Consider the following 23,093-nt stretch of genomic DNA (forward strand, 5'->3'; position numbering starts at 1 on the left):
GTAGAGCGGTCGCGTCGCGGCTCAGGGGGCGGCCGTCAACGTGACGTTGTGCAGGGCCACCGCGATGTCGCTGGGCAGCACGTCGACGAACGTCGGGACATCGCGGATCGCCGCACCGCTGGCGATGATGCTGCCCGGAAAGCTCGGGCTGCAGGGGAACGAGTGACACCGGTACCAGAAACCGGGCGCGCTCTGGTACGGCTCCATGCTCGGTGCCTGGTCGACGCGGTAGCGGCCCGGAGCGATGTAGGCCGTCGCCCAGCCCTCGGTGGGGTTGGTGGCGACGCCGAACACCCCGTTGCTTCCGTAGCTGGGTGGGCTGGCCTGCGCGGGGCCGGCGAGCGCGCCCGCGAGCAGGGCGCCGATCGCCATGACCGCGGCTGCGCCGCGTCGCGCGAGGTTCACGTCGCAAAGTGTATCGACCAGGGGACTTGTCCGGTACTCAGGCGGCTTCGCTGTCTTGGTCGGCGCTGTCGGCATCGGGGCCGTCGGCACTGTCGGACCCGTCGCTGTCGCCCTGCGTGTCGTCGGTGTCGTCGTCGCTGTCCTGCGGCGGTTCGCTCTCACTGTCGGGAAGCGAATCATCTTCGCTTTCAACGGGTTCCGAGTCCGTATCATCGGTACCGCCGGTGAGCGCGGCGAGGCCGGGTACGGCTTTGACGCTGGTGCGTACGACGTTGGTACGCGGTTTGGCCGTCTCGGAAACTTCGGAAACCTCCTCGTCGACCGACGACTGCCCGGGTTCGGGTGACCACGCGGACAATGCGCGTTTGACGACGGGGGACTGCTTCCAGGATGTTTTCTCGGCGGTGGGCTCGTCGGCCGCGTCCGAGATGTCGCTTTCGGATGTGGTGTTCGGCGTCGGCGCCTTCTTCGGGGGCGCCGTCGCGGCGTGCCAGCCCTCGGCGATGGCGCCGGGGATGCGGACCACAGTGTCGAGCACCCTCATGAGCGACGGGAACAGCGTCGCGGGCCGGTATGCGCTGGGATCGCTGGGAATCGGGTTGCCGCCGTAGTACGCGGAGTCTACGAGCAGCGTCAGGAGCGGGTCGGTGAACGCGGCGACGCGGCGCCCGAACACGTCGCCGATCAGCCGGGTCAGCGGTAGCTCTTCGCTGGCGTAGGTCACGTACGTGGTGTTGTCACGGGTGGTGACGTAGGCCGTGATGCGGTCTTGGGGTGAGCTGCAGCGCGCGTCGGGGCAGTCCAGTACCGCGCCGCTGACGGTGATCGCGCAGGTGTTCGCGTCGCAGTGCACGGCCGGGGTGCCGTCGGCGTTGACCGGCAGGTCCAGCGAGGCCTGGTCGCGGTGCCGGTACAGATACCCGACCAGTGAGTTGACGGCCGCCAACGGGTTGAGAAGGACGGCGGGCGCATTGGAGTTGTAGTCGTACTGGTACCCGATGTTCACCGCGCGCAGGGCGGGCACCTCGCTGGGCGTGGGAAACGGGTTGACGCCGATCAACGCGAACCACGGGTATCTGGTGCCGAAGCCGCCGTCGGGGCGGGCGACGTCGTTGTCGAGGATCAACACCGTGTCGCTGAGGTCCGGTCGGTTTTTCAGCGCCAGCAGGCTCGCATTCGCCGCACCCCAGCCTGAGGCGATGATGGCGTTGCGTTCCCCGGAGTTGGCGTCAAGGGCCCGCTGGATGCCTTCGGTGCCGGACCAGAAGTTGACGTGGACGATGTCATCGCCGTCCGGGCCGGTGTACATCGGGTCGTTGAACTTGCCCTGGAAGAAGTTCTCGACTCCGGCGCCCGTCGGGTTGGTGGAGCTGCCGACGACGATAAGCGCGGCCAAATCGACAAGCGGTGCCGTGCTGGCGGCTGGCTGCATGGCGGCGACCCCCGCGACGCTGGTCGCGATGCCTGCAGCAGCGACGCTCAGCGCCACCTTGCTCGCGCGTCTCCCCATGCCTGATTCCATTCGACGGTGCCCCAGCAATGTATCGCGCGCCCCCGGCAGGGATCGAACCTGCGACCAACCGCTTAGAAGGCGGCTGCTCTATCCGCTGAGCTACGGAGGCAATGCGCCCCGGATTCTATCTTCCAGAGCTATCGACACCGGACAGCTACTAAAGCCCCTTCCCGCCACCGCGCGGCGGGCTAGCGTGGTGACAGCGCCATTCGGAGTCAGAAGGAGAGCGACGAGCTATGACGGATCTGCCGGACGTCGATGCGGCAGGGCTTCCTGAGGAACTCAATGCCCTGGACCAGATCCTGCATCGCGGTGAGGCCAATCCGCGCACTCGCTCGGGGATCATGACGCTGGAGATTCTCGACACCACACCCGATTGGGACCTGTTCCGCGCCAGGTTCGAACACACCTCCCGCAAGGTGCTGCGGCTGCGACAGAAGGTGGTGGCGCCGACGTTGCCCACCGTGGCGCCGCGCTGGGTGATCGACCCCGACTTCAACCTCGACTACCACGTCCGCCGCGTCCGTGTCCCCGAGCCGGGCACTTTCCGTCAGGTGTTGGACCTGGCCGAGGTCGCCGCGCAGTCGCCGCTCGACATCTCCCGGCCGCTGTGGACGGCGACGCTCGTCGAGGGGCTCGCCGACGGCCGTGCCGCGCTGGTGGTTCACCTCAGCCATGCCGTCACCGACGGCGTGGGCGGGGTGGAGATGTTTGCCAACCTCTACGACCTCGAACGCGAACCGCCGCAGCAGCCGCCACCGCCGTTGCCGATCCCGCAGGACCTTTCGCCCAATGATCTGATGCGCCAAGGGATCAGCCGGCTTCCCGGCACGGTGCTCGGCAGGTTTCGCGGAGTGTTGGCCGGCGCGGCGCACATCGTGGGTGAGGTGGTGCGTGACCCGCTTTCGCGGTTCGGTGACGCCGTCGAGTACGCGATGTCGGGTGCCCGTGTCGTCGGACCGGTCGCCGAGCCGTCGCCGGTGTTGCGGCGACGCAGCCTGGCCTCGCGAAGCGAGGCGATCGACATCGAGTTCGGCGACATTCATCGGGCCGCCAAGGCGGCGGGCGGATCGATCAACGATGCGTACTTGGCTGGGCTCTGCGGGGCGCTGCGCTTCTACCACCACGCGAAGGGGGTGCCGATCGACGAGCTGCCGATGGCGGTGCCGGTGAACCTTCGGTCCGATGCCGACCCGGCCGGTGGAAACCGGTTCGCCGGTGTGAATCTCGCCGCCCCGATCGGCCTGACGAATCCGCAGGTGCGCATCAAGAACATCCGGTCGCAGATGACCACCAAGCGTGAGGAACGGGCCATCGACATGGTCGGGGCGATCGCACCGGTGCTCGGCCTTCTGCCCGATAGCGTGCTCGAGTCGATGGCCGGGTCCATCGTCAACTCCGACGTGCAGGCCAGCAACGTGCCGGTGTACGCGGGCGACACCTTCATCGCCGGCGCGAAAGTATTGCGACAGTACGGTCTTGGCCCGCTTCCGGGGGTGGCGATGATGGTCGTGCTGATCTCGCGCAGCGGGTACTGCACGATCACGACGCGCTATGACCGTGCCGCGGTCACCGATCCGGGTCTGTGGGCGCGCTGCCTGTTGAAGGGTTTCGACGAGGTACTCGCTCTTGGTGGTGACGGCCGAGCGGTGCCCGCCTCGTTCGCGCTCGACGCGGTTTCATCCAATCCGGTCTCACCCAACGGGAGCACGTCGTCATGACTTCGGCAAACGGTCAGTCTGAGAGACGTATCATGCGCCTGCCGGGTTCGGTCGCCGAGATCGAGGCCAGCCCGGCCGGTCCGGAGGTCGGCGCGTTCTTCGACCTCGACGGCACCTTGGTCGCCGGTTTCACCGGCGTGGTCATGACGCGAGACCGGCTGCGCCACAGACAGATGTCGGTTGGCGAGTTCATCGGCATGGTGCAGGCCGGGCTGAACCATCAGCTCGGGCGCTCCGAGTTCGAAGACCTGATCGGCAAGGGGGCCCGCATGTTGCGGGGTAACTCGCTCACCGACATCGACGAACTGGCCGAGCGGCTCTTCGTGCAGAAGATCGTCAGCCGCATCTATCCCGAGATGCGCGAGTTGGTGCGCGCCCACATGACGCGCGGCCACACCGTGGTGCTCAGCTCCTCGGCGCTGACGGTCCAGGTCGAGCCGGTCGCGCGGTTCCTCGGCATCGACAACGTGCTGAGCAACAAGTTCGAGATCGACGAGAACGGTCTGCTTACCGGCGAGGTGCGCAGGCCCGTCATCTGGGGGCCCGGAAAAGCCAGGGCGGTCCAGGCTTTCGCCGCCGACCACGGCGTGGATCTGTCCAAGAGTTACTTCTACGCCGACGGCGACGAAGACGTCGCGCTGATGTACCTCGTCGGCAACCCGCGGCCGACGAACCCCGCGGGAAAGCTGGCCGCCGTCGCCGCCAAACGCGGTTGGCCGGTGCTGCGGTTCAGCAGCCGCAGCGGAAGCAGCCCGGTTTCGCAGCTGCGCACCGCCGCCGGTATCGCCACGATGGTTCCGATCGCAGCCAGCGCGCTGGGCCTGGGGATGCTCACCCGCAGCAAGCGCACCGGGGTCAACTTCTTCACAGCGGCTTTCGGCCGGGCGTTGATGACAGCGATCGGCGTCAACATCAACGTGGTGGGCAAGGAGAACCTGACCGCGAAAAGACCGGCGGTGTTTATCTTCAACCACCGCAACCAGGCCGACCCGCTGATCGCGGGACGGCTGGTCGACACCGACTTCACGTCCGTCGGCAAGAAGGAGCTCGAAAAAGACCCCGTCGTCGGAACCCTCGGCAAGGTGATGGACGCGGCCTTCATCGACCGCGACGATCCACAGAAGGCGGTCGAAGGGCTCAAGAAGGTCGAGGAACTGGCGCGCAAGGGGTTGTCCATTCTGATCGCACCGGAGGGCACGCGGCTGGACACCACCGAGGTCGGCCCGTTCAAGAAGGGGCCGTTCCGCATCGCGATGTCGGCGGGAATACCGATCGTGCCCATCGTGATCCGCAACGCGGAGGTCATCGCCGCACGCGACTCGAGCACCTTCAACCCGGGCACCGTCGACGTTGTCGTGTATCCGCCGATACCCGTCGACGACTGGACACCCGACAACCTTTCCGAACGGATCGAAGAGATCCGCCAGCTCTACCTCGACACGCTCAGGGACTGGCCGCACGACACGCTGCCGACCCCCGAGCTGTACACCCGCTCGTCGACGAAGAAACCCGCCAAAAAGTCGACCAAGAAAGCCGCAGCCAAGAAAGCCCCCACGACGAAGTCGACGGCGAAAAACCCCGCCGGGGAGGGCCAATCGTGAAGACACCCGTCGACCACTACACGCCGTTCACCCCAACCGACGATGCGCTGGTGCTGGCGTCGGTGTCGTCACCGGCTGAGCAGGAACTGCTCGACGACTGGTTGGCGCAACAGCGCCTCGAGCACCCCGACACGACCGTCGAGGTGCTGCGCCTACCGCACAGCGACGATCCGCCACCCGGCGTGCTCGCCCAACTCGTCGAAAAACTTCAAGCCCACGAGGACCGGTCGGTGGTGCCGGTGCGGGTGTTCTGGGTCCCGGGCGGGCTGCCCACCCGATCCAAGATCGTCGCCCTGCTATCCGGGCGCGACACCTACCGTCCACCGGAGATCATCCAGCGCCGCATCCTGCGCAAAGATCCGTCGCGGGCCAGGGTGGTGGCCGGCGAGCCGGCCAAGGTCTCCGAGCTCCGCCAGCAGTGGGCGGATACGACCGTCGCCGAGAATGCCAGAGAGTTCGCCCGCTTCGTCATTCGCCGTGCCGCCCTGGCGATCGAACGGGTGGAGCTGCGCCTGCTCGGCCCAGAGTACAAGTCGCCGCGGCTGATCAAACCGGAGCTGCTGGCCTCGTCGCGGTTTCGGGAGGGGCTGGCGCAGATCCCGGGTGCGACGTTGGAACGCGCCGGCGAGATGCTCGATGAGCTCTCCACCGGTTGGAGCCGCTTTTCGGTCGATCTGATCCCGTCGCTGGGCCGGGCGATCTTCAGCCGCGGCTTCGACCCCCACATCGACTATGACCGGTCCGAGGTCGAAGTGATGCGGCGCAACCTGGAGAACCATCCGGCCGTGCTGCTGTTCTCGCACCGGTCCTACCTCGACGGCGTCATCGTGCCGGTTGCCATGCAGGAGAACCGGTTACCTCCTGTGCACACGTTCGCCGGTATCAACCTGTCGTTCGGCCTCATGGGCCCGTTGATGCGCCACTCCGGCGTCATCTTCCTTCGCCGCAAGCTCGACGATCCGCTCTACAAGTACGTGCTGCGCCAGTTCGTCGGCTACATCGTCGAAAAACGGTTCAACCTCAGCTGGTCGATCGAGGGCACCCGGTCGCGTACCGGAAAGATGCTGCCGCCCAAGCTCGGACTGCTCGCATACGTCGCCGACGCCTACCTCGACGGCCGCAGCGACGACATTCTCCTGCAACCCGTTTCGATCAGCTTCGACCAGCTACACGAGACCGCCGAATACGCCGCGTATGCGCGTGGCGGCGAGAAAACGCCCGAAAGCTTGTCGTGGATGTACAACTTCATCAAGGCGCAGGGCGAGCGAAACTACGGCAAGATCTACGTCCGGTTCCCCCAGGCCGTCTCGATGCGAGAGTACCTCGGCGAACCGCACGGGCCGATGAGCGCCGATGAAGCCGCCAAACGTCTTGCGCTGCAGAAGATGGCCTTCGAGGTGTCGTGGCGGATCCTGCGGGCGACGCCGGTCAACGCAACCGCGCTGGTTTCGGCGTTGCTGCTCACCACGCGGGGCGTAGCCCTGACGCTCGACCAGATCCACCACACGCTGCAGGACTCGCTGGATTATCTGGAACGTAAGCAGACCCCGATGACCAACAGCGCGTTGCGGTTACGCACCGCCGCCGGCGTCCGGTCGGCGCTCGATGCGCTGTCCAACAGCCATCCGGTCACCGCGGTCGAAGGCGGTAGGGAATGTGTTTGGCGGATCGCGCCCGAGGACGAGCACGAGGCGGCGTTCTACCGCAACACGCTCATCGACGCGTTCCTGGAGACCTCCATCGTCGAGCTGGCGCTGGCTTGCGCGGCGCGCGCCGACGGCGACCGGCTCGAGGCGTTCTGGAACCAGGCGATGCGGCTGCGCGACCTGTTGAAGTTCGACTTCTACTTCGCCGACTCCGCGGCCTTTCGTGAGCACATCGCCGAGGAGATGTCGTGGCACGAGGACTGGGAAACCCACGTATCGGCCGGAGGTGAGCAGGTCGACGCGCTGTTGCGGGGTAAAAAGCCGTTGATCGCCGGTGCCATGCTGCGCCCGTTCTTCGAGGCCTATCAGATCGTCGCCGACGCGCTGCGCGACGCACCCGCCGAGGTTGGTGAGAAGGAACTGACGAAGCAGGCGCTCGGGCTCGGCAACCAGTACGTCGCGCAGGGGCGGATCCACAGCAACGAGGCGGTCTCGGCGCTGCTGTTCACCACCGCCCGGCAAGTCGCCGCCGACCAAGACCTTCTGACGCCCGCCGCCGATCTCGAACAGCGGCGCGGCGCGTTTCGCGAAGAATTGCGCGCGATCCTGCACGACATGGACAAAGTCGAGCAGATCTCGCGCTCCCAGTTCTTCGCCCGTGAAATGCAGCGACAGGCACTGCGCAGCGAACCCGCCTGAGCCTGCGCAATAGGCTGGGGCCATGACTATTCCCAGCCGGCAGGTCGCGGCGGGCGTACGCAGTAGCGCGGTATGGCCGGTGCTCGTCGGCGTGGGCCTGCTGGCCGGTGCCGTCGCGGCCGCCATCGGCGGGCTGTCGCTGGCCGATGCGCTGACGGCCACCGGTCTGCCCGACCCGGGCCCGGTGACGACGTACGGTCTGCCGTTCGTGCGAGCGGCGGGGGAGATCGCGGCCGTCGTCGCTGTCGGCGCCTTCCTGTTCGCGGCGTTTCTGACCCCGCCGCAGACCAGCGGCGTGCTCGACGCCGCCGGCTACCGGTCGCTGCGACTGGGCACCGCCGCGTCGGCGGTCTGGACGGTGTGCGCGGTGCTGTTGGTGCCGTTGACCGTGTCCGATGTCTCAGGTCAGCCGTTGCACGCCCTCGACCCGATCAGCGTGTGGTCGGTGGCCAGCATGATTGACGTCGCAGGGGCGTGGCGGTGGACGGCGTTTCTGGCGGCGGTGGTGACGGTGGCCAGCATGGGCGTGCTGCGGTGGACGTGGACGCCGATCCTGTTCGCCGGTGCGCTGCTGACATTGCTGCCGCTGGTGCTCACGGGGCATTCGGCCACCGGCGGTTCACACGATATGGCCACCAACAGCCTGCTGTTCCACATCTTCGCGGGCGCCCTCTGGGCCGGCGGCCTACTCGCGCTGCTGGTGCACGCGTTGCGCGACGGTTCGCACGCCGATCTGGCCGCGCGCCGGTTCTCGATGCTGGCGCTGTGGTGCTTTGTGGTGATGGCGGTCAGCGGGGTGGTCAACGCATTCGTGCGGATCGAGCCGGCCGACCTATTCACCACGCCCTACGGCGGCCTGGTCATCGCCAAGGTCCTCGCGCTGGCCGTCCTCGGCATGATCGGCTGGCAACAGCGCCGCAGCGGCGTCGCGGCATTGCAAAAGGATCCGGGGGAGCGCCGGCCGCTGATTCGGCTCGCTTTGGTCGAGGCCGTGGTGTTCGGTGCGACGTTCGGCATCGCCGTCGGGCTGGGCCGGACCCCGCCGCCGCCGCTGCCTGTGCAGCCCAGCGTGGTCGAGGTCGAGATCGGCTACCAGCTGGCGGGCCCGCCGACCTTCGAGCGGGTGCTGTTCGACTGGCGGTTCGACCTGATCTTCGGGACCGCCGCGATCGTCATGGCCGTGGTGTATCTACTGGGGGTACGCCGGCTGCGGCGCCGCGGGGACGCCTGGCCGGTCGGCAGGACCGCAGGCTGGCTGCTGGGATGCGCTGCGTTGCTGTTCGCGACCTCCTCGGGTCTGGGCCGCTACATGCCCGCAATGTTCTCGATGCACATGATCGCGCACATGGCGCTGTCGATGCTGGTGCCGATCCTGCTGGTGTTGGGCGCGCCGATGACTTTGGCGCTGCGCGCGCTGCCGTCGGCTGGCCGCGGGGAGCCGCCGGGGATGCGGGAATGGCTGCTCACCGGACTGCACTCGCGGGTCGCGCGCTTTTTCACCCATCCGATCGTGGCCACCGTGGTGTTCGTCGCGGGTTTCTACGGCCTGTATTTCGGTGGGCTCTACGACACCGCGGTCGACTACCACTTCGCGCACGTGCTGATGAACCTGCACTTCCTGCTCAGCGGCTACCTGTTCTATTGGGTGGTTATTGGTATCGACCCCGCGCCGCGGCAGCTTCCGCAGCTGGGCAAGGTTGCGATGGTGTTCGCGTCCCTACCGCTGCACGCGTTCTTCGGGGTGTTGTTGATGGGCTCGAAGACGATCCTGGCCGAGACGTTCTACCGCGGGCTGGACCTGAGTTGGAACACCGATCTGCTCAGCGACCAGCGCACCGGCGGTGGAATCGCCTGGGCCGCAGGTGAAGTCCCGCTCGTCGTGGTGATGATTGCCCTGCTCATCCAATGGCAGCGCAGCGACGAGCGCACCGCCAAGCGATTCGACCGTGCGGCCGACCGCGACCACGACGAGGAACTGGCCGCCTACAACAACATGCTGGCCGCACTGGCCCGTCGGGACGGTTCGTCCCACTAGCGCATCGAGACCGACGCCTTGGTCGATTTCCGGCCGGCGAATCGACCATTGCGTCGGTTTGGAGAGCGATGGGAGCCAAATCGGTCGCGTGTGCGTCCAATCAGTGTGGAGATCCCGTTCATCGGCAGCGACGCGGTGGCTGCCGGCCACCTCACCCGAGCCCATCTGCGCAGTCAGTACCGGCCGCTGTACCGCGGCATCTACGTCCCCCGCGGATACGAAGTATCGCTGCGCGAGCGGATCGCCGGGGTGTCGCTGGGCTCGCCCTCAGCGGTGATCGCCGGGGTCGCCGCATCCGCACTGCATGGAGCGAAATGGGTCGACGACGACATTCCGATCGAACTGGTCTCGGCGGCTCGACGCCAGCGCGGGCTGGTCGTCCGCGACGAGACCCTGGAGGAGGACGAGGTCACCACGATCGGGGGCATCCGGGCGACCGTGCCGGCCCGCACCGCATTCGACCTCGGCCGCCATCAGCCACGCGACCGGGCCGTCGCGCGCCTGGACGCGTTGATGAATGCCCGCCCGTTCGCTCCTGAGGATGTCGCGCTGCTGGCGAAACGTCATCGCGGTGTACGAGGTTTGCGACGACTACGGGTGGCGATGCCGCTCGTGGACGGCGGCGCCGAATCACCGAGAGAAACCGGCCTGCGGTTGCTTTTCATCGACGCCGGACTACCTGCGCCCACGACGCAATTCGTGATCTACGACGAGATGGGTAACTACGTCCGGCGCGTCGACATGGTTTGGGAGGACTTCAAGGTGGGCGCCGAATACGACGGCGAACAACACCTGACCAGCAGGCGACAGTATGTCCTCGACGTTCAGGTCAACCGCGTGCTGCAGCGGCTTGACTGGCACGTCATCCACGCCATCAAAGAGGACCGCGGCGCCGACATCGTCGAGCAGGCGCGCACCGCATTGCTCTCGCGGGGCTGGCGCCCGTAGGTATCGCGGGCTTCGCTCGAAACCGACGCCTTGGTCGATTCGGCGGCCGCAAACCAGCCAAAGCGTCGGTGTCGAGCGGGTGGCCCGAGTGCGCGACCTCGCGGCGAACTATCCCCAACGGCGGATTCATCCACAACCACGCGGCGTGGCCCCGCCGGCGACTGCCCGCTGTCGGTGCGCTGACGGTCAATTGCGGTGTCACCGACGCGCCGAGCGGCCGTCGTCACGCAACAAGTTGGAGGAATCATGTTCGAGACACCGTTCACCATCGTCGGCAATATCGTCACCGACCCGATTCACCGCCGCGTCGGCGATCAGGAAATGGTCAGGTTCCGCGTCGCCAGCAACTCGCGGCGCCGTACGGCCGAGGGAACATGGGAGCCCGGCAACTCGTTGTTCGTGACGGTGATCTGCTGGGGGCGGGTGGTAACCGGTGCCAGCGCCGCCCTGGTGAAGGGCGATCCGGTGATCGTTGTCGGGCACGTCTATACGAGCGAGTACGACGACCGCGACGGCAACCGACGCTCATCGGTCGAGGTGCGCGCCACATCGGTCGGGCCCGATTTGGCCCGTTGTGTCGCGCGTATCGACCGAGGCAAGCAGCAGGAGGACCAGCGGTCGACAGATCGAGACGACGCGGGTTCCGACCAGGGCGCAGACGAGCCCGGTTCCGCTACCGACGCGGTGAGCTCAGACGACGAGCTGACACTGTCGGCTTAGCCGACCCAGGCCGCGCCTAGGATGGGGCCCCAGATAGCCAAAGACTCAGGAGGCAACACCACGGCATGGCCGAATTCATCTATTCGATGCGGAAGGTCCGCAAGGCGCACGGCGACAAGGTCATCCTTGACGACGTCAGCCTGAATTTCCTGCCAGGCGCGAAAATCGGCGTCGTCGGCCCGAACGGTGCCGGAAAGTCGAGCGTCTTGCGGATCATGGCCGGTCTGGACACTCCCAACAACGGCGATGCGTTCCTGCAGCCGGGCGCGACCGTCGGCATCCTGCAGCAGGAACCGCCGCTGAACGAGGAGAAGACGGTTCGCGAGAACGTCGAAGAAGGGGTGGCGATCAAGGAAAAGCTCAACCGCTACAACGAAGTGGCTGAGCTGATGGCCACCGACTACTCCGACGAGTTGATGGAGGAGATGGGCCGGCTGCAGGAGGAACTCGACACCGCCGACGCCTGGGACATCGATTCCCAGCTCGAGCAGGCGATGGACGCGCTTCGCTGCCCGCCGCCCGACGAGCCCGTCACCCACCTGTCCGGCGGCGAGCGTCGCCGAGTGGCGCTGTGCAAGCTGCTGCTGTCCAAGCCCGACCTGCTGCTGCTCGACGAACCAACCAACCACCTCGACGCCGAAAGCGTGCTGTGGCTGGAACAGCACCTAGCCGAGTACAAGGGTGCGGTGCTCGCCGTCACCCACGACCGGTATTTCCTGGACAACGTCGCCGAGTGGATCCTGGAACTGGACCGCGGCCGGGCGTTCCCGTACGAGGGCAACTACTCCACCTATCTGGAGAAGAAGGCCGAGCGTCTCGCGGTGCAGGGCCGCAAGGACGCCAAGCTGCACAAGCGGCTCAAGGACGAGCTTGCGTGGGTGCGGTCGGGCGCCAAGGCGCGCCAGGCCAAGGGCAAGGCGCGGCTGCAGCGTTACGAGGAGATGGCTGCCGAGGCCGAGAAGAGCCGCAAGCTCGACTTCGAGGAGATCCAAATCCCGACGCCGCCCCGGCTGGGCAATGTCGTGGTCGAGGTGAAGAACCTGGACAAGGGCTTCGACGGTCGTCCGCTGATCAAGGATCTGTCGTTCACGCTGCCGCGTAACGGCATCGTCGGCGTAATAGGGCCCAACGGTGTTGGCAAGACGACGCTGTTCAAGACCATCGTGGGTCTGGAGGAGCCGGACAGCGGCACCGTCAAGATCGGTGACACCGTCAAGCTCAGCTACGTCGACCAGGGCCGGTCGCGCATCGACCCGAACAAGACGGTCTGGGAGGTCGTGTCCGACGGGCTGGACTACATCGAGGTCGGGCAGAACGAGATCCCGTCGCGCGCCTACGTGTCGGCGTTCGGCTTCAAGGGACCTGACCAGCAGAAGCCGGCCGGCGTGCTGTCCGGCGGTGAGCGCAACCGGCTCAACCTCGCACTGACCCTCAAGGAGGGCGGCAACCTGATCCTGCTCGACGAGCCGACCAACGACCTCGACGTGGAAACGCTGTCCTCGCTGGAGAACGCGCTGGAGAACTTCCCGGGCTGCGCGGTGGTGATCTCCCACGACCGCTGGTTCCTGGACCGCACCTGCACGCACATCCTGGCGTGGGAGGGCGACGAGGACAACGAGGCCAAATGGTTCTGGTTCGAAGGCAACTTCGCTGCCTACGAAGAGAACAAGGTGGAAAGGCTCGGCGCCGAAGCGGCACGTCCGCACAGGGTGACCCACAGGCGACTGACTCGCGACTGACACGCACGCTTAGCAGCGCCAGCGCGAACGTCCCGACCGGATCGGGCTAGGGAGGACTCTGCGGGACGATATCGTCGCACCTGCGGAGCGCGGAATCGTGTCGTCGAGGACAGGAGCGTCCTATGTCGGTGTATCCGAGATCCGGTGATGCCCCGCCGCCGTCACCGGAACTCAGTGAGGACGCCGCTGGGCAGGTGGCGAACGCCTACGTCGAGACCTACCGGGGTCCGCACGCCGACGCACCCGAATCCGCCATCGTCACATCGCCGGTGAGCCTTGCCGCCCACAAAGCGGTGTCACCGGAGTTGCTGGCCGCCCATCGCCGGCTCGGCAGACAGCGACCGGTCGGGAGCACCCGGGTGGCGGTGTATACCAGCGACGACGCGGGCGGCTTCGGTCCGGCGCTGCAGATCGTCACCGACCACACCGCGATGGTGATGGACTCGGTGACCGTATTGCTTCACCGGTGCGGCGTTGCGTACAGCGCGCTGATGAACCCGGTCTTCCAGGTCCGCCGCAGCCCGACGGGTGACCTGCTCGATCTGCGCCCGGCCACAGCGGCCGAGGACCTATCCGACGGCGTCGAGGAAGCGTGGATTCACGTTCAGCTGGCACCGACCGCGGACAACAAGGCGGTGGCCGTAGCAGCGCAATCGCTGCCGACCGTGCTCGACGACGCACGTCAGGTCGCGCTGGACACCGATGCGCTGGTCACCACGTTGGCTGACCTTGCCCACCAGGTCGACACCGACACCAGCGGACGGTTCCCCGGGCGGGACCGCAAAGATGTTGCCGCACTGCTGCGCTGGCTGGGCGACGGCTACTTCGTGCTGCTCGGCTACCAGCGCTGCCCGGTGCGCGACGGAAAATCCTCGGTCGACTCGTCGAGCCGGCTGGGCCTGCTGCGGTCCCGCCGCGACGTGCTTCAGGAGTTGACCGAACCCGGCGACCTGCTGGTGCTGGCCCAGGCGACCATTCCCAGCTACTTGCGGTACGGCGCCTACCCCTACATCGTCGTGGTGCGTGAGGAAACCGGTCATACCGCGGTCGAACACCGCTTCGTAGGGTTGTTCAGCGCCGCGGCGATGAACGCCAATGTGCTTGAGATCCCGTTGATCTCACGTCGTGTCCAGGATGCGTTGGCACAGTCGCAACGGGACCCCAACCATCCGGGCCGACTGCTTCTCGACATCATCCAGACCATCCCGCGGTCAGAGCTCTTCGCGCTGTCGGCCCCAGATCTGCTCGACATGGTCAAGGAGGTCGTCGAGCTGGGTTCGCGGCGACGCACCTTGTTGTTCCTGCGCGTCGATTCGCTCGCGCACTTCGTGTCATGTCTGGTGTACCTCCCGCGCGACCGCTACACAACCGCGGTACGGCTCGACATGCAAGAAATCCTGGTCCGTGAACTCAACGGTGTCAGCATCGACTACACCGCTCGGGTCAGCGAATCACCCTGGGCAGTAGTTCATTTCACGGTCCGGATGCCCGACCACGCCCGGCCCCAGGACATCGACACCTCGCCCGAGAACAAGAGCCGGATCCAGGGCCTGCTCACCGAGGCCGCCAGAACCTGGGGGGACCGGCTGATCGGCGCGGTGAGAACCGGTTCGATCGACCAGGCCCGTGCCGAGCATTACGCCACAGCGTTCAACGACTTCTACAAGGAAGCCGTCGAACCCTCCGACGCCATCGACGACATCGCGATCATCGAAGAGCTGCAGGACGATTCGATCAAGCCGGTCCTAATCGACCTGACCGACGAGGGCGCGGCGCAGCTGACCCTGTACCTGGGCGGTCGGTCGGCGTCGCTGAGCGACCTGCTGCCGATCCTGCAATCGATGGGCGTCGTCGTCCTCGAGGAACGGCCGTTCACGGTGGTGCGTCCCGACGGGCTGCAGGTCTGGATCTACCAGTTCAAAATCGTGCCGCACACGTCCATCCCCAGGCCGGCGTCCGGGCCCGAACGCGACAGCACCGCTGAACGGTTCGCCGACGCGGTCACCGCGATCTGGCACGGCCGTGTGGAGGTCGACCGGTTCAACGAACTCGTGCTTCGCGCGGGCCTGAACTGGCAACAGGTCGCGGTCCTGCGCAGCTACGCAAAGTACCTGCGGCAGGCGGGGTTTCTCTACAGCCAGGCGCACATCGAGACGGTGCTCAACGACAACGCCAACACGGCGCGTTCCCTCGTCGAACTGTTCGAGGCACTGTTCCGCCCGGTTGATGAATCCGATGACGGTGCGGCCAAGCGCCGCAGTGCGCAGGCCGCCGCAGCGGCGGTGGCCGCCGGCATCGACGCGTTGGTCAGCCTGGACACCGACAGGGTGCTGCGCGCGTTCGCATCGATGATCCAGGCGACTTTGCGCACCAATTACTTCGTCACACGGCCCGACTCGGCGCGCCAGCACGACGCCCTGTCGTTCAAGCTGGACGCCGGTCTGATCGACGAATTACCCTTGCCGCGACCGAAATTCGAGATCTTCGTGTATTCGCCTCGGGTGGAGGGTGTGCATCTGCGGTTCGGGCACGTCGCGCGCGGCGGGCTGCGCTGGTCAGACCGCCGTGAAGACTTCCGCACCGAGATCCTCGGGCTGGTCAAGGCGCAGGCGGTGAAGAACGCGGTCATCGTCCCCGTGGGCGCCAAGGGCGGATTCGTCGTCAAACGACCGCCGACGGCCACCGGCGACGAGGCCGCCGATCGCGAAACCCAACGCAACGAGGGTATCGCCTGCTACAAGCTGTTCATCTCCGGCCTGCTCGACGTCACCGACAACGTCGACAAGACCACCGGTGCCATCGTCCCGCCACCCGATGTGGTCCGGCGCGACGGCGACGACGCCTACCTGGTGGTCGCAGCCGACAAAGGCACCGCCACCTTCTCCGACATCGCCAACGACGTCGCGCAGTCCTACGGGTTCTGGCTGGGCGACGCCTTCGCCTCCGGCGGATCGGTCGGTTACGACCACAAGGCCATGGGCATCACGGCCAAGGGGGCGTGGGAAAGCGTCAAGCGGCACTTCCGCGAGATGGGCGTGGACACCCAGGCCGAGGACTTCACCGTCGTCGGCATCGGCGATATGAGCGGGGACGTGTTTGGCAACGGCATGCTGCTGTCCAAGCACATCCGCCTGCTCGCCGCATTCGACCACCGGCACATCTTCATCGACCCCGACCCCGACGCCGCACGATCGTGGGACGAGCGCAAACGCCTGTTCGACCTGCCCCGATCCAGTTGGGAGAACTACGACACCTCGTTGATCAGCGAGGGCGGCGGCGTGTACACCAGACAACAGAAGTCGATCACGATCAGCCCGCAGGCGCGTGCCGCCCTCGGGATCGATGATTCCGTCGAGGAACTCACCCCGCCGAACCTCATCAAAGCCATCCTCAAGGCGCCCGCCGACCTGCTGTTCAACGGTGGAATCGGCACCTACATCAAGGCCGAGACCGAGTCGGATTCCGACGTCGGCGACCGTGCCAACGACCCCGTACGGGTGAACGGAAACCAGTTGCGCGCCAGAGTTGTCGGCGAAGGCGGCAACCTCGGGGTGACGCCGCTGGGGCGCATCGAGTTCGACCTTGCGGGCGGCCGGATCAACACCGACGCACTGGACAACTCCGCCGGTGTCGACTGCTCAGACCACGAGGTGAACATCAAGATCCTCATCGACTCTCTGGTGACCGCAGGTAAGGTCGACCCGCAGGACCGTGCCGAGTTGCTGTTGTCTATGACCGACGAAGTCGGCGAGATGGTCCTCAACGACAACAAGGACCAGAACGATCTCATGGGCACCAGCCGCGTCAACGCGGCCAGCCTGCTGTCGGTGCACGCCCGCATGATCAAGGATTTCGTCAGCGACCGCGGCTTGAACCGGGAACTGGAGGCGCTGCCCTCGGAGAAGGAGATCAATCGGCGCGCCGAAGCCGAACTCGGCTTGACCTCACCGGAACTCGCGACGTTGATGGCCCACGTCAAGCTGGCGCTCAAAGACGAAGTGCTGGCCAGCGACCTGCCCGATCAGGAGGCGTTCGCCTCGCGGCTGCCCTGGTACTTTCCGGTGAAGCTGCGCGAGCAGTTCAGCACCGAGATACGCGGACATGAGCTGCGCCGAGAGATAGTCACGACCATGCTCGTCAACGACGTCGTCGACGTCAGCGGCGTCACTTACGTCTACCGAATCAACGAGGACGTCGGTGTGGGACCGGTCGATGCCGTCCGCAGCTACGCCGCGGCCAACGCCATCTTCGGGATCAGCAAGCGGTGGAGGGAAATCCGGGCCACCGCGGATGACGGGGTCCCGGTGGCGGTGACCGACCGGATGACGTTGGATCTGCGCAGGCTCGTGGACCGCGCCGGTCGGTGGTTGCTCAACTACCGTCCGCAGCCGTTGGCGGTGGGCGCCGAGACCAACCGGTTCGCCGCGAACGTCGAAGCGCTGACCCCGCGGATGTCGGAATGGTTGCGTGGTGACGACAAGGCCATCGTCAGCAAGAACGCGGACGAGTTGACGAGCCAGGGGATACCGAGGGATCTCGCGTACGTCGCCGCCGCGGGGCTGTACCAGTTCAGTCTGCTCGACGTCATTGACATCGCCGACATCATCGAGAGGGACCCCGTCGAGGTCGCCGAAACCTATTTCGCGCTGATGGACCATCTCGCCACCGACGGGCTGCTCACCTCGGTGTCGCGGCTACCACGCGACGATCGGTGGCATTCGTTGGCCCGCTTGGCCATACGTGACGACATCTACGGCTCGTTGCGGACGCTGTGTCTTGACGTGCTGGCCGGCGGCGAACCGAACGAGAGCGGCGAGGAGAAGATCGCCGAGTGGGAGATGACGAACAGCTCGCGGGTCTCGCGGGCGCGGCGCACGCTCACCGAGATCTATGAAAGCGGCCAACACGACCTGGCGACGTTGTCGGTGGCGGCACGACAGATCCGCAGCATGACGCGCACAAGTGGAACGGGGGCCTCTGGGTGAATGGATTTGTGGCGCCGGTACATGTGCGCTGGTCAGACATCGACATGTACCAACACATCAACCACGCCACCATGGTGACTATTCTCGAAGAGGCCCGAATCCCGTTTCTGCGTGAACCGTTCGGGCCCGGGATCGAGACCATCGGTCTGTTGATCGCCGACGTGAACATCTCGTACAAGGCGCAACTGCGGCTGGTGGACTCGCCGCTGCAGGTGACCATGTGGTCGAAGCGGGTACGGGCAGTCGACTTCACCATCGGCTACGAGGTGAGGTCCGTCAACGCCTCGCCCGGCTCGAAACCGGCCGTCATCGCCGATACGCAACTGGCCGCCGTGCACATCAAAGAACAGCGATTGCACCGTCTTTCGCCCGTGCAGCAGGAGTATCTGCGGCATTGGTCGCGATGACCGAGCGCGAGCGCGGTATCTGGCTCGACGGTGCGACCCACCGCGACGATCTCGCCACGTTCACCGACCGCGTTCTGCGGCTCGACGACACCGCGGTGGTCAGGTTGCGGCAGCGCTCGGATGAGCACGTCGTCGCTTGGGCGGCAACCGGGTTCGACGTGCTGGCCAGTCGGGTGGTGCGCGGTCGGGTCAAACCGGCCGATCTGGCGGTCGGCGCCGACGCACTGGCCGCCGGCCTGGCCGCGATGGCGCCCGACGGTCACGTCGAGCCCGGCTTCACGATGGACTCCGCGTGGCGCGGCGCGCTACCGCCTGAGACGGGTTTCGTGCACCTCGACGATGTCCCGGCCGGCGCCGTGCTGGACCTGGCCGAGCAGGGCGGCGCACTGGCCAAAGAACATTCCAGCGCCCACGGACCGCCGGTATCCCTGCTGGATCAGGATGTGATGTCGGTCAGCGCAGGCGAGGACTGCGTCGCAATTCCTATGCGCTGCGTATTCGCCCTGACCGCAATGGGTTTTCTCCCGCAGACGCTGGCCGAGAGCGAGATGGTGCGGGTGCGGGCGCATCCGACGTGGTTGCGCATCGACGCGCGGTTCGGTTCGGTGTACCGGCGCCGCGGCGCCCCCGCCGTGGTGCTGCGGTAGTGCCCCCGTCTGCCAGCGCCAGCGTGCGGGCCTGAGGCCGACACGCCGAAGTTGGGTCGAAGTTGGCGCACGCTCGCGATGCTTTACGGATAGTGGCGCGGCTAATCGGATAGCGGCGCTCAGCGCGGGCACGCTAACTTCTGACTCGTGATCTCAGCACACGAGGAGCCCAGTTGAGCACGCATGACCACATCACGATCGTTGGTGCCGGTCAGTCGGGCCTACAACTGGCCATCGGCTTGCTTGCACACAACTATCACGTCCGTGTGATCAGCGACCGCACTGCAGAGGAGATCGCGGGCGGCGCAGTGACATCGAGTCAGGGCATGTTCGGCCGTGCCCTACGCCACGAGCGGGCACTTGGGTTGGATCTGTGGCGGGAGGAGGCACCGTCGATCGGCGCCGTATCGATGACGATCGCGAACCAGCCGGGCGAACCGGTGCCATCCATCAGGTGGACGGGCCAACTCGGCGCCATCGCGCAGTCGGTGGATCAACGAGTCAAGATACCTCGATACATCGACGAATTCATCTGGCGCGGTGGAGAATTCATCGTGGGCAAGGCCGACGTAGACGATATCGAGGCGTATGCCAGAGAGTCAGACCTCGTCGTGGTGGCGGCCGGCAAGGGCGATGTCGCAAACCTATTCACCCGCGACAGCGCGCGTTCCACGTACGATAAGCCGCAACGTGTCACCGCGCTGACCTACGTCCGCGGGATGAATCCGCAGCCGGCAGAGGTGTCCTACAACATCTTGCCGGGCGTAGGTGAGTACTTCGTCTTTCCCGCTCTGACGCTGAGCGGCCTCTGCAGCATCATGGTTTTTTCGGGGGTAATCGGCGGTCCGATGGACTGCTGGAACGATGTGAGGTTGGCATCCGAACACCTGGAGATTTCGAAGCGCATTCTGACCGAGTTCCTGCCGTGGGAGGCGGATCGATGCCACCACATCGCGCTGACCGACGAACAAGGGGTGATGTCGGGCCGTCTGACACCGGTGGTTCGGCATCCCGTGGCTGTGCTGCCCTCGGGAGCCGAGGTGCTCGGAATGGCTGATGTGGTGGTGCTCAACGATCCGCTGACCGGGCAGGGGTCGAACAACGCGAGCAAGAGCGCCGCCATCTATCTGGACGCGATCTCTGCGCACGACGGCCGCGCATTTGACCGGGCATTCATGCAGCGCACTTTCGAGCGCTACTGGGATTATGCGCAATACGTTACGAAGTGGACGAACGCGATGCTCGAGCCGCCGGAACCGTACGCCATCCAACTGCACATCGCTGCCACGCAGCACCCCGAGATCGGCGACCGCTTCGCCAACGGTCTTGACTACCCACCGGATTTCTTCTCGTGGTATCTGGACGCGGAGAACGCCGCGGCGTACTTGGCCAGCCTGAGCCGTCCCGAGTTTGACCCTCGTGATCTGCGACGTGCCCTCGGGCAGTTCGCGACCGGGGTCAACGTTGTGACGGCTCGAGACCTCGATGGCACACCCGTCGGGATGACCGTCAACTCCTTTTCCTCGGCATCCCTCGATCCGCCGATGGTGACTTGGTGTGTTCGTCGCGATGCACCGAGCGCGCGAGCGTTCACCACCGCATCGCATTTCGCTGTGCACGTACTGGATGCAGCACACGCGCACCTTGCCCACCAGTTCTCAAAACCCGCGCCGGACAAGTTCGCTGGAGTGGAGGTCGTCAACGGCCTTGGCGAAACGCCCGTGCTGGTGGGTGCGATCGCGCATTTCGAGTGCCGCAACGTCCGTACGGTTGATGTGGGCGACCACATCATGTTGATAGGTGAAATCGAGCGTTATGAGGCGCGCGGAGGTGAACCCTTGATCTTCCACTCGGGCGGCTTTCGGTGCCTATCCGCGATCGCAAACTGAAGGGGTGCGGCGTTCGCAGCTCAGCGGCGGAGGGTCGCGGATGGGGATTCGCCGAATCTGCGGCGGTATTCGACGGAGAAGCGGCCCAGGTGCATGAAACCGGCCTCCAACGCCACTTCGGTGACGGTGACATTCGACGCTGGGTCAGCGGCGAGGAGCGCATCCCGGGCCCGTTTCAGACGGACGTCGCGCAGATATTCCATGGGCGAACAACCGACGTGAACTTGAAAGCCACGTTGTAGCGCGCTTGCACTGACACCGGCGTGAGCAGCCAGGCGAGCGGTGGTGATCGCACGGTTGGGCGCTGTCTCAATGAATTCCACCGCGCTCCTGATGGCGCGTGGGTGTACGGCCCGCGCGTCGGAATGCAGGGCCGTCGAGTAATTATGAGGCTGCGCAGTCAGCAGACCGGTGAGGATCAGTGTTTCCAGTTCGGTAGCCATCAGCGACGAATGGACCAAGCTCTCGTCGCGGCGAAGCTCAGCCACCAGCAAGTCAATCGTCGCGCGCCAACTTCGCCCAGGGCCTGTGTCAAGCGGCATTCCGAGTGAGAACTGAATCGGAGCTTTGACTCGGCGTCCCAACAAGGACTCCAGGTGACGCTCTAGCACTTCGTCGTCGACACGCACGGCGACCTCCGAGCAGTCAGCTTGCCATCGCATCTCACAGCGCCGTCGTGAGTTCGCGACGGAGGCGACGTTCGGAGTCGAAACGAGTTCCTCGTCGGCTGTGGTGATGGCGGCGCAACCGTGTAATGGCATCTGCACCAAATGAAACGGCCTCGCCGATGGCACCACGTCAATGAGGACGGGTGCACCGTACTTGATCCAGACGAGTTGAATCCTGCCGATGGCATGGACACGTACAGCCGCATCGAGCGCCCAGCCGCGTTCGACATCAAGGGAATGCGGCGCGAGAAGGTCGGTCAGCAAGGCCTGGATCTGATCGTCGTCTTCGATCCGGTCGAGGTCGAGCAGCGAGGCGCCCTGCGTTTGACATGCCGACGTTCTGCCGGATCGAGCATCCGTCAGCGATGAAGGCCGTACCGGGCGGGCCACGTCTACAGGTAAGCACAAAGTCTGCGGCCATGTATCAAGTTTGATCAAAATAGTGTCCGTATTGGGCATAAGCGGCATTGACGGCGCCGATTTTGATCATATACGGTCATAGTGAATTTGCGGTGGAAACACGCACCGGGAGGTGCACCGCGGATCATCAAACCCAGTTACGGCGTGAGGAATTCACTTGAAACTCGACGGCAAGGTCGCGATCGTCACTGGCACCGGCGCCGGCATAGGTCGTGCGACAGCGCAGCGGTTGGCGGACGAAGGCTGTCGACTGGTCATCAACGACATCAGCGACGATTACTTGCGCGCGCTTGTCGAGACGCTGCCGCAGTCCACGGTGATGCCCGTCGTCGGCGACGCTTCGGTTGAGCAGACCGCCACCGCACTTGTGGCGCAGGCCCTCGATGCGTACGGACAAGTCGACATTCTGGTCAACGCTGTTGGCAACATGTTCATCAAGGACCCTGTCGATATCACCGTGGACGAGTGGGACCGGGTGATGGCGGTGAACGTGCGCAGCGCCTTCTTGTGTTGCAAGGCGGTGCTGCCAACGATGATCGCGCAGCGGGCTGGAGCGATCGTCAACCTCGCGTCGATCTCGTCGTATGTCGGTCAGGAGATCAACGGAGAAAGCACGATCGCGTACAACGTCACCAAGGCCGCGGTTCGCCAGCTGACCACGTCACTGGCGACGCGGTACGCGCGGGATGGGGTCCGGGTCAATTGCGTCGTCCCTGGACCGACTCGGACCATGGCCTTGCGGCACTTCTATGCCGGTATGCCACAGGAGCAATCGGACGCGGTCTTCCAGGCCGTCGGTGAAGAAACCACCGCCATCGGTCGAAGCGCCGAGCCGGAGGAGATCGCGGCCGCTATCGCGTTTCTGGTATCCGACGACGCGTCGTACATGGTGGGCACCGCGCTCACGGTGGACGGCGGCTTCCTTGCGCGCTAGGTGTAACTCCCAGACAGGTTGTGAACGGCGTGGCTAGCGGAATGTAGGTGAGGACCTCCGGTATCGGTGTGGTTACCACACACACATCGATCCCGAGAGGTCCTCATGTCCCACGG

The 23,093-nt window shown here is 65.6% G+C and carries 15 protein-coding genes and 1 tRNA gene; 12 read left to right on the forward strand and 4 right to left on the reverse strand.

All coding sequences use genetic code 11. The features are described from left to right. Positions 1-21: 21 nt before the first annotated feature. From ABQE44_RS23215 to ABQE44_RS23225, 3 genes are all read right to left on the reverse strand, one after another. Complete coding sequence (locus ABQE44_RS23215) at positions 22-372, reverse strand: hypothetical protein (RefSeq protein WP_448394672.1); 351 nt, start codon at positions 370-372, stop codon at positions 22-24. Positions 373-442: 70 nt separating this feature from the next. Further along, a complete protein-coding gene (locus ABQE44_RS23220; RefSeq protein WP_448432104.1) occupies positions 443-1,915 on the reverse strand; it encodes a PE-PPE domain-containing protein in 1,473 nt (490 codons plus the stop codon). 39 nt (positions 1,916-1,954) lie between these two features. Then, positions 1,955-2,027: transfer RNA gene (locus ABQE44_RS23225), tRNA-Arg, on the reverse strand. Between the two features lie 127 nt (positions 2,028-2,154). Between ABQE44_RS23225 and ABQE44_RS23230 the strand changes: the two genes are divergently transcribed. From ABQE44_RS23230 to ABQE44_RS23280, 11 genes are all read left to right on the forward strand, one after another. Continuing rightward, the gene (locus ABQE44_RS23230; RefSeq protein ID WP_448432106.1) at positions 2,155-3,639 is read left to right on the forward strand and encodes a wax ester/triacylglycerol synthase family O-acyltransferase; all 1,485 of its coding nucleotides are present in this window, start codon (positions 2,155-2,157) and stop codon (positions 3,637-3,639) included. Positions 3,640-3,671: 32 nt separating this feature from the next. Beyond that, positions 3,672-5,240 carry an HAD-IB family hydrolase gene (locus tag ABQE44_RS23235; protein ID WP_448432108.1) on the forward strand — a complete coding sequence of 523 codons (1,569 nt, stop codon included), beginning with the start codon at positions 3,672-3,674 and terminating at the stop codon, positions 5,238-5,240. Further along, positions 5,237-7,585: a glycerol-3-phosphate 1-O-acyltransferase gene (locus tag ABQE44_RS23240; RefSeq protein ID WP_448432110.1), complete on the forward strand. Its 2,349-nt coding sequence runs from the start codon at positions 5,237-5,239 to the stop codon at positions 7,583-7,585. Before ABQE44_RS23235 ends, ABQE44_RS23240 begins: the two co-directional genes overlap by 4 nt. 22 nt (positions 7,586-7,607) lie before the next feature. Continuing rightward, positions 7,608-9,620, forward strand: a complete 2,013-nt coding sequence (locus ABQE44_RS23245; RefSeq protein ID WP_448432112.1) for a bifunctional copper resistance protein CopD/cytochrome c oxidase assembly protein — start codon at positions 7,608-7,610, stop codon at positions 9,618-9,620. A 90-nt stretch (positions 9,621-9,710) separates the two neighbouring features. Further along, the gene (locus ABQE44_RS23250; protein ID WP_448394541.1) at positions 9,711-10,568 is read left to right on the forward strand and encodes a type IV toxin-antitoxin system AbiEi family antitoxin; all 858 of its coding nucleotides are present in this window, start codon (positions 9,711-9,713) and stop codon (positions 10,566-10,568) included. 246 nt (positions 10,569-10,814) lie between these two features. Beyond that, positions 10,815-11,288 (forward strand): single-stranded DNA-binding protein, encoded by a 474-nt coding sequence (ssb, locus tag ABQE44_RS23255; protein ID WP_448394542.1) that lies wholly within the window; start codon positions 10,815-10,817, stop codon positions 11,286-11,288. Between the two features lie 65 nt (positions 11,289-11,353). Then, positions 11,354-13,027, forward strand: coding sequence for an energy-dependent translational throttle protein EttA (gene ettA, locus ABQE44_RS23260; RefSeq protein ID WP_448432114.1), 1,674 nt, complete (start codon positions 11,354-11,356; stop codon positions 13,025-13,027). Between the two features lie 122 nt (positions 13,028-13,149). Further along, entirely contained in the window at positions 13,150-18,012 is a 4,863-nt protein-coding gene (locus ABQE44_RS23265) for an NAD-glutamate dehydrogenase (RefSeq protein WP_448432116.1), read from the forward strand. A 44-nt stretch (positions 18,013-18,056) separates the two neighbouring features. Then, the gene (locus ABQE44_RS23270) at positions 18,057-18,419 is read left to right on the forward strand and encodes an acyl-CoA thioesterase (protein ID WP_448394673.1); all 363 of its coding nucleotides are present in this window, start codon (positions 18,057-18,059) and stop codon (positions 18,417-18,419) included. Continuing rightward, a complete protein-coding gene (locus ABQE44_RS23275; RefSeq protein ID WP_448394545.1) occupies positions 18,416-19,066 on the forward strand; it encodes a DUF8010 domain-containing protein in 651 nt (216 codons plus the stop codon). The genes ABQE44_RS23270 and ABQE44_RS23275 overlap by 4 nt, the downstream gene beginning before the upstream one ends. 266 nt (positions 19,067-19,332) lie before the next feature. Beyond that, on the forward strand, positions 19,333-20,955 hold the full coding sequence (locus tag ABQE44_RS23280) for a flavin reductase (protein WP_448432118.1): 1,623 nt from the start codon (positions 19,333-19,335) through the stop codon (positions 20,953-20,955). A 20-nt stretch (positions 20,956-20,975) separates the two neighbouring features. Here ABQE44_RS23280 and ABQE44_RS23285 read toward each other — a convergent pair whose 3' ends face one another. Continuing rightward, a complete protein-coding gene (locus tag ABQE44_RS23285) occupies positions 20,976-22,082 on the reverse strand; it encodes an AraC family transcriptional regulator (protein ID WP_448394547.1) in 1,107 nt (368 codons plus the stop codon). Between the two features lie 118 nt (positions 22,083-22,200). Between ABQE44_RS23285 and ABQE44_RS23290 the strand changes: the two genes are divergently transcribed. Next, positions 22,201-22,977 carry an SDR family NAD(P)-dependent oxidoreductase gene (locus ABQE44_RS23290; RefSeq protein WP_448394548.1) on the forward strand — a complete coding sequence of 259 codons (777 nt, stop codon included), beginning with the start codon at positions 22,201-22,203 and terminating at the stop codon, positions 22,975-22,977. The last annotated feature ends 116 nt before the right edge of the window (positions 22,978-23,093 follow it).

This window comes from Mycolicibacterium sp. XJ2546, assembly GCF_053483195.1.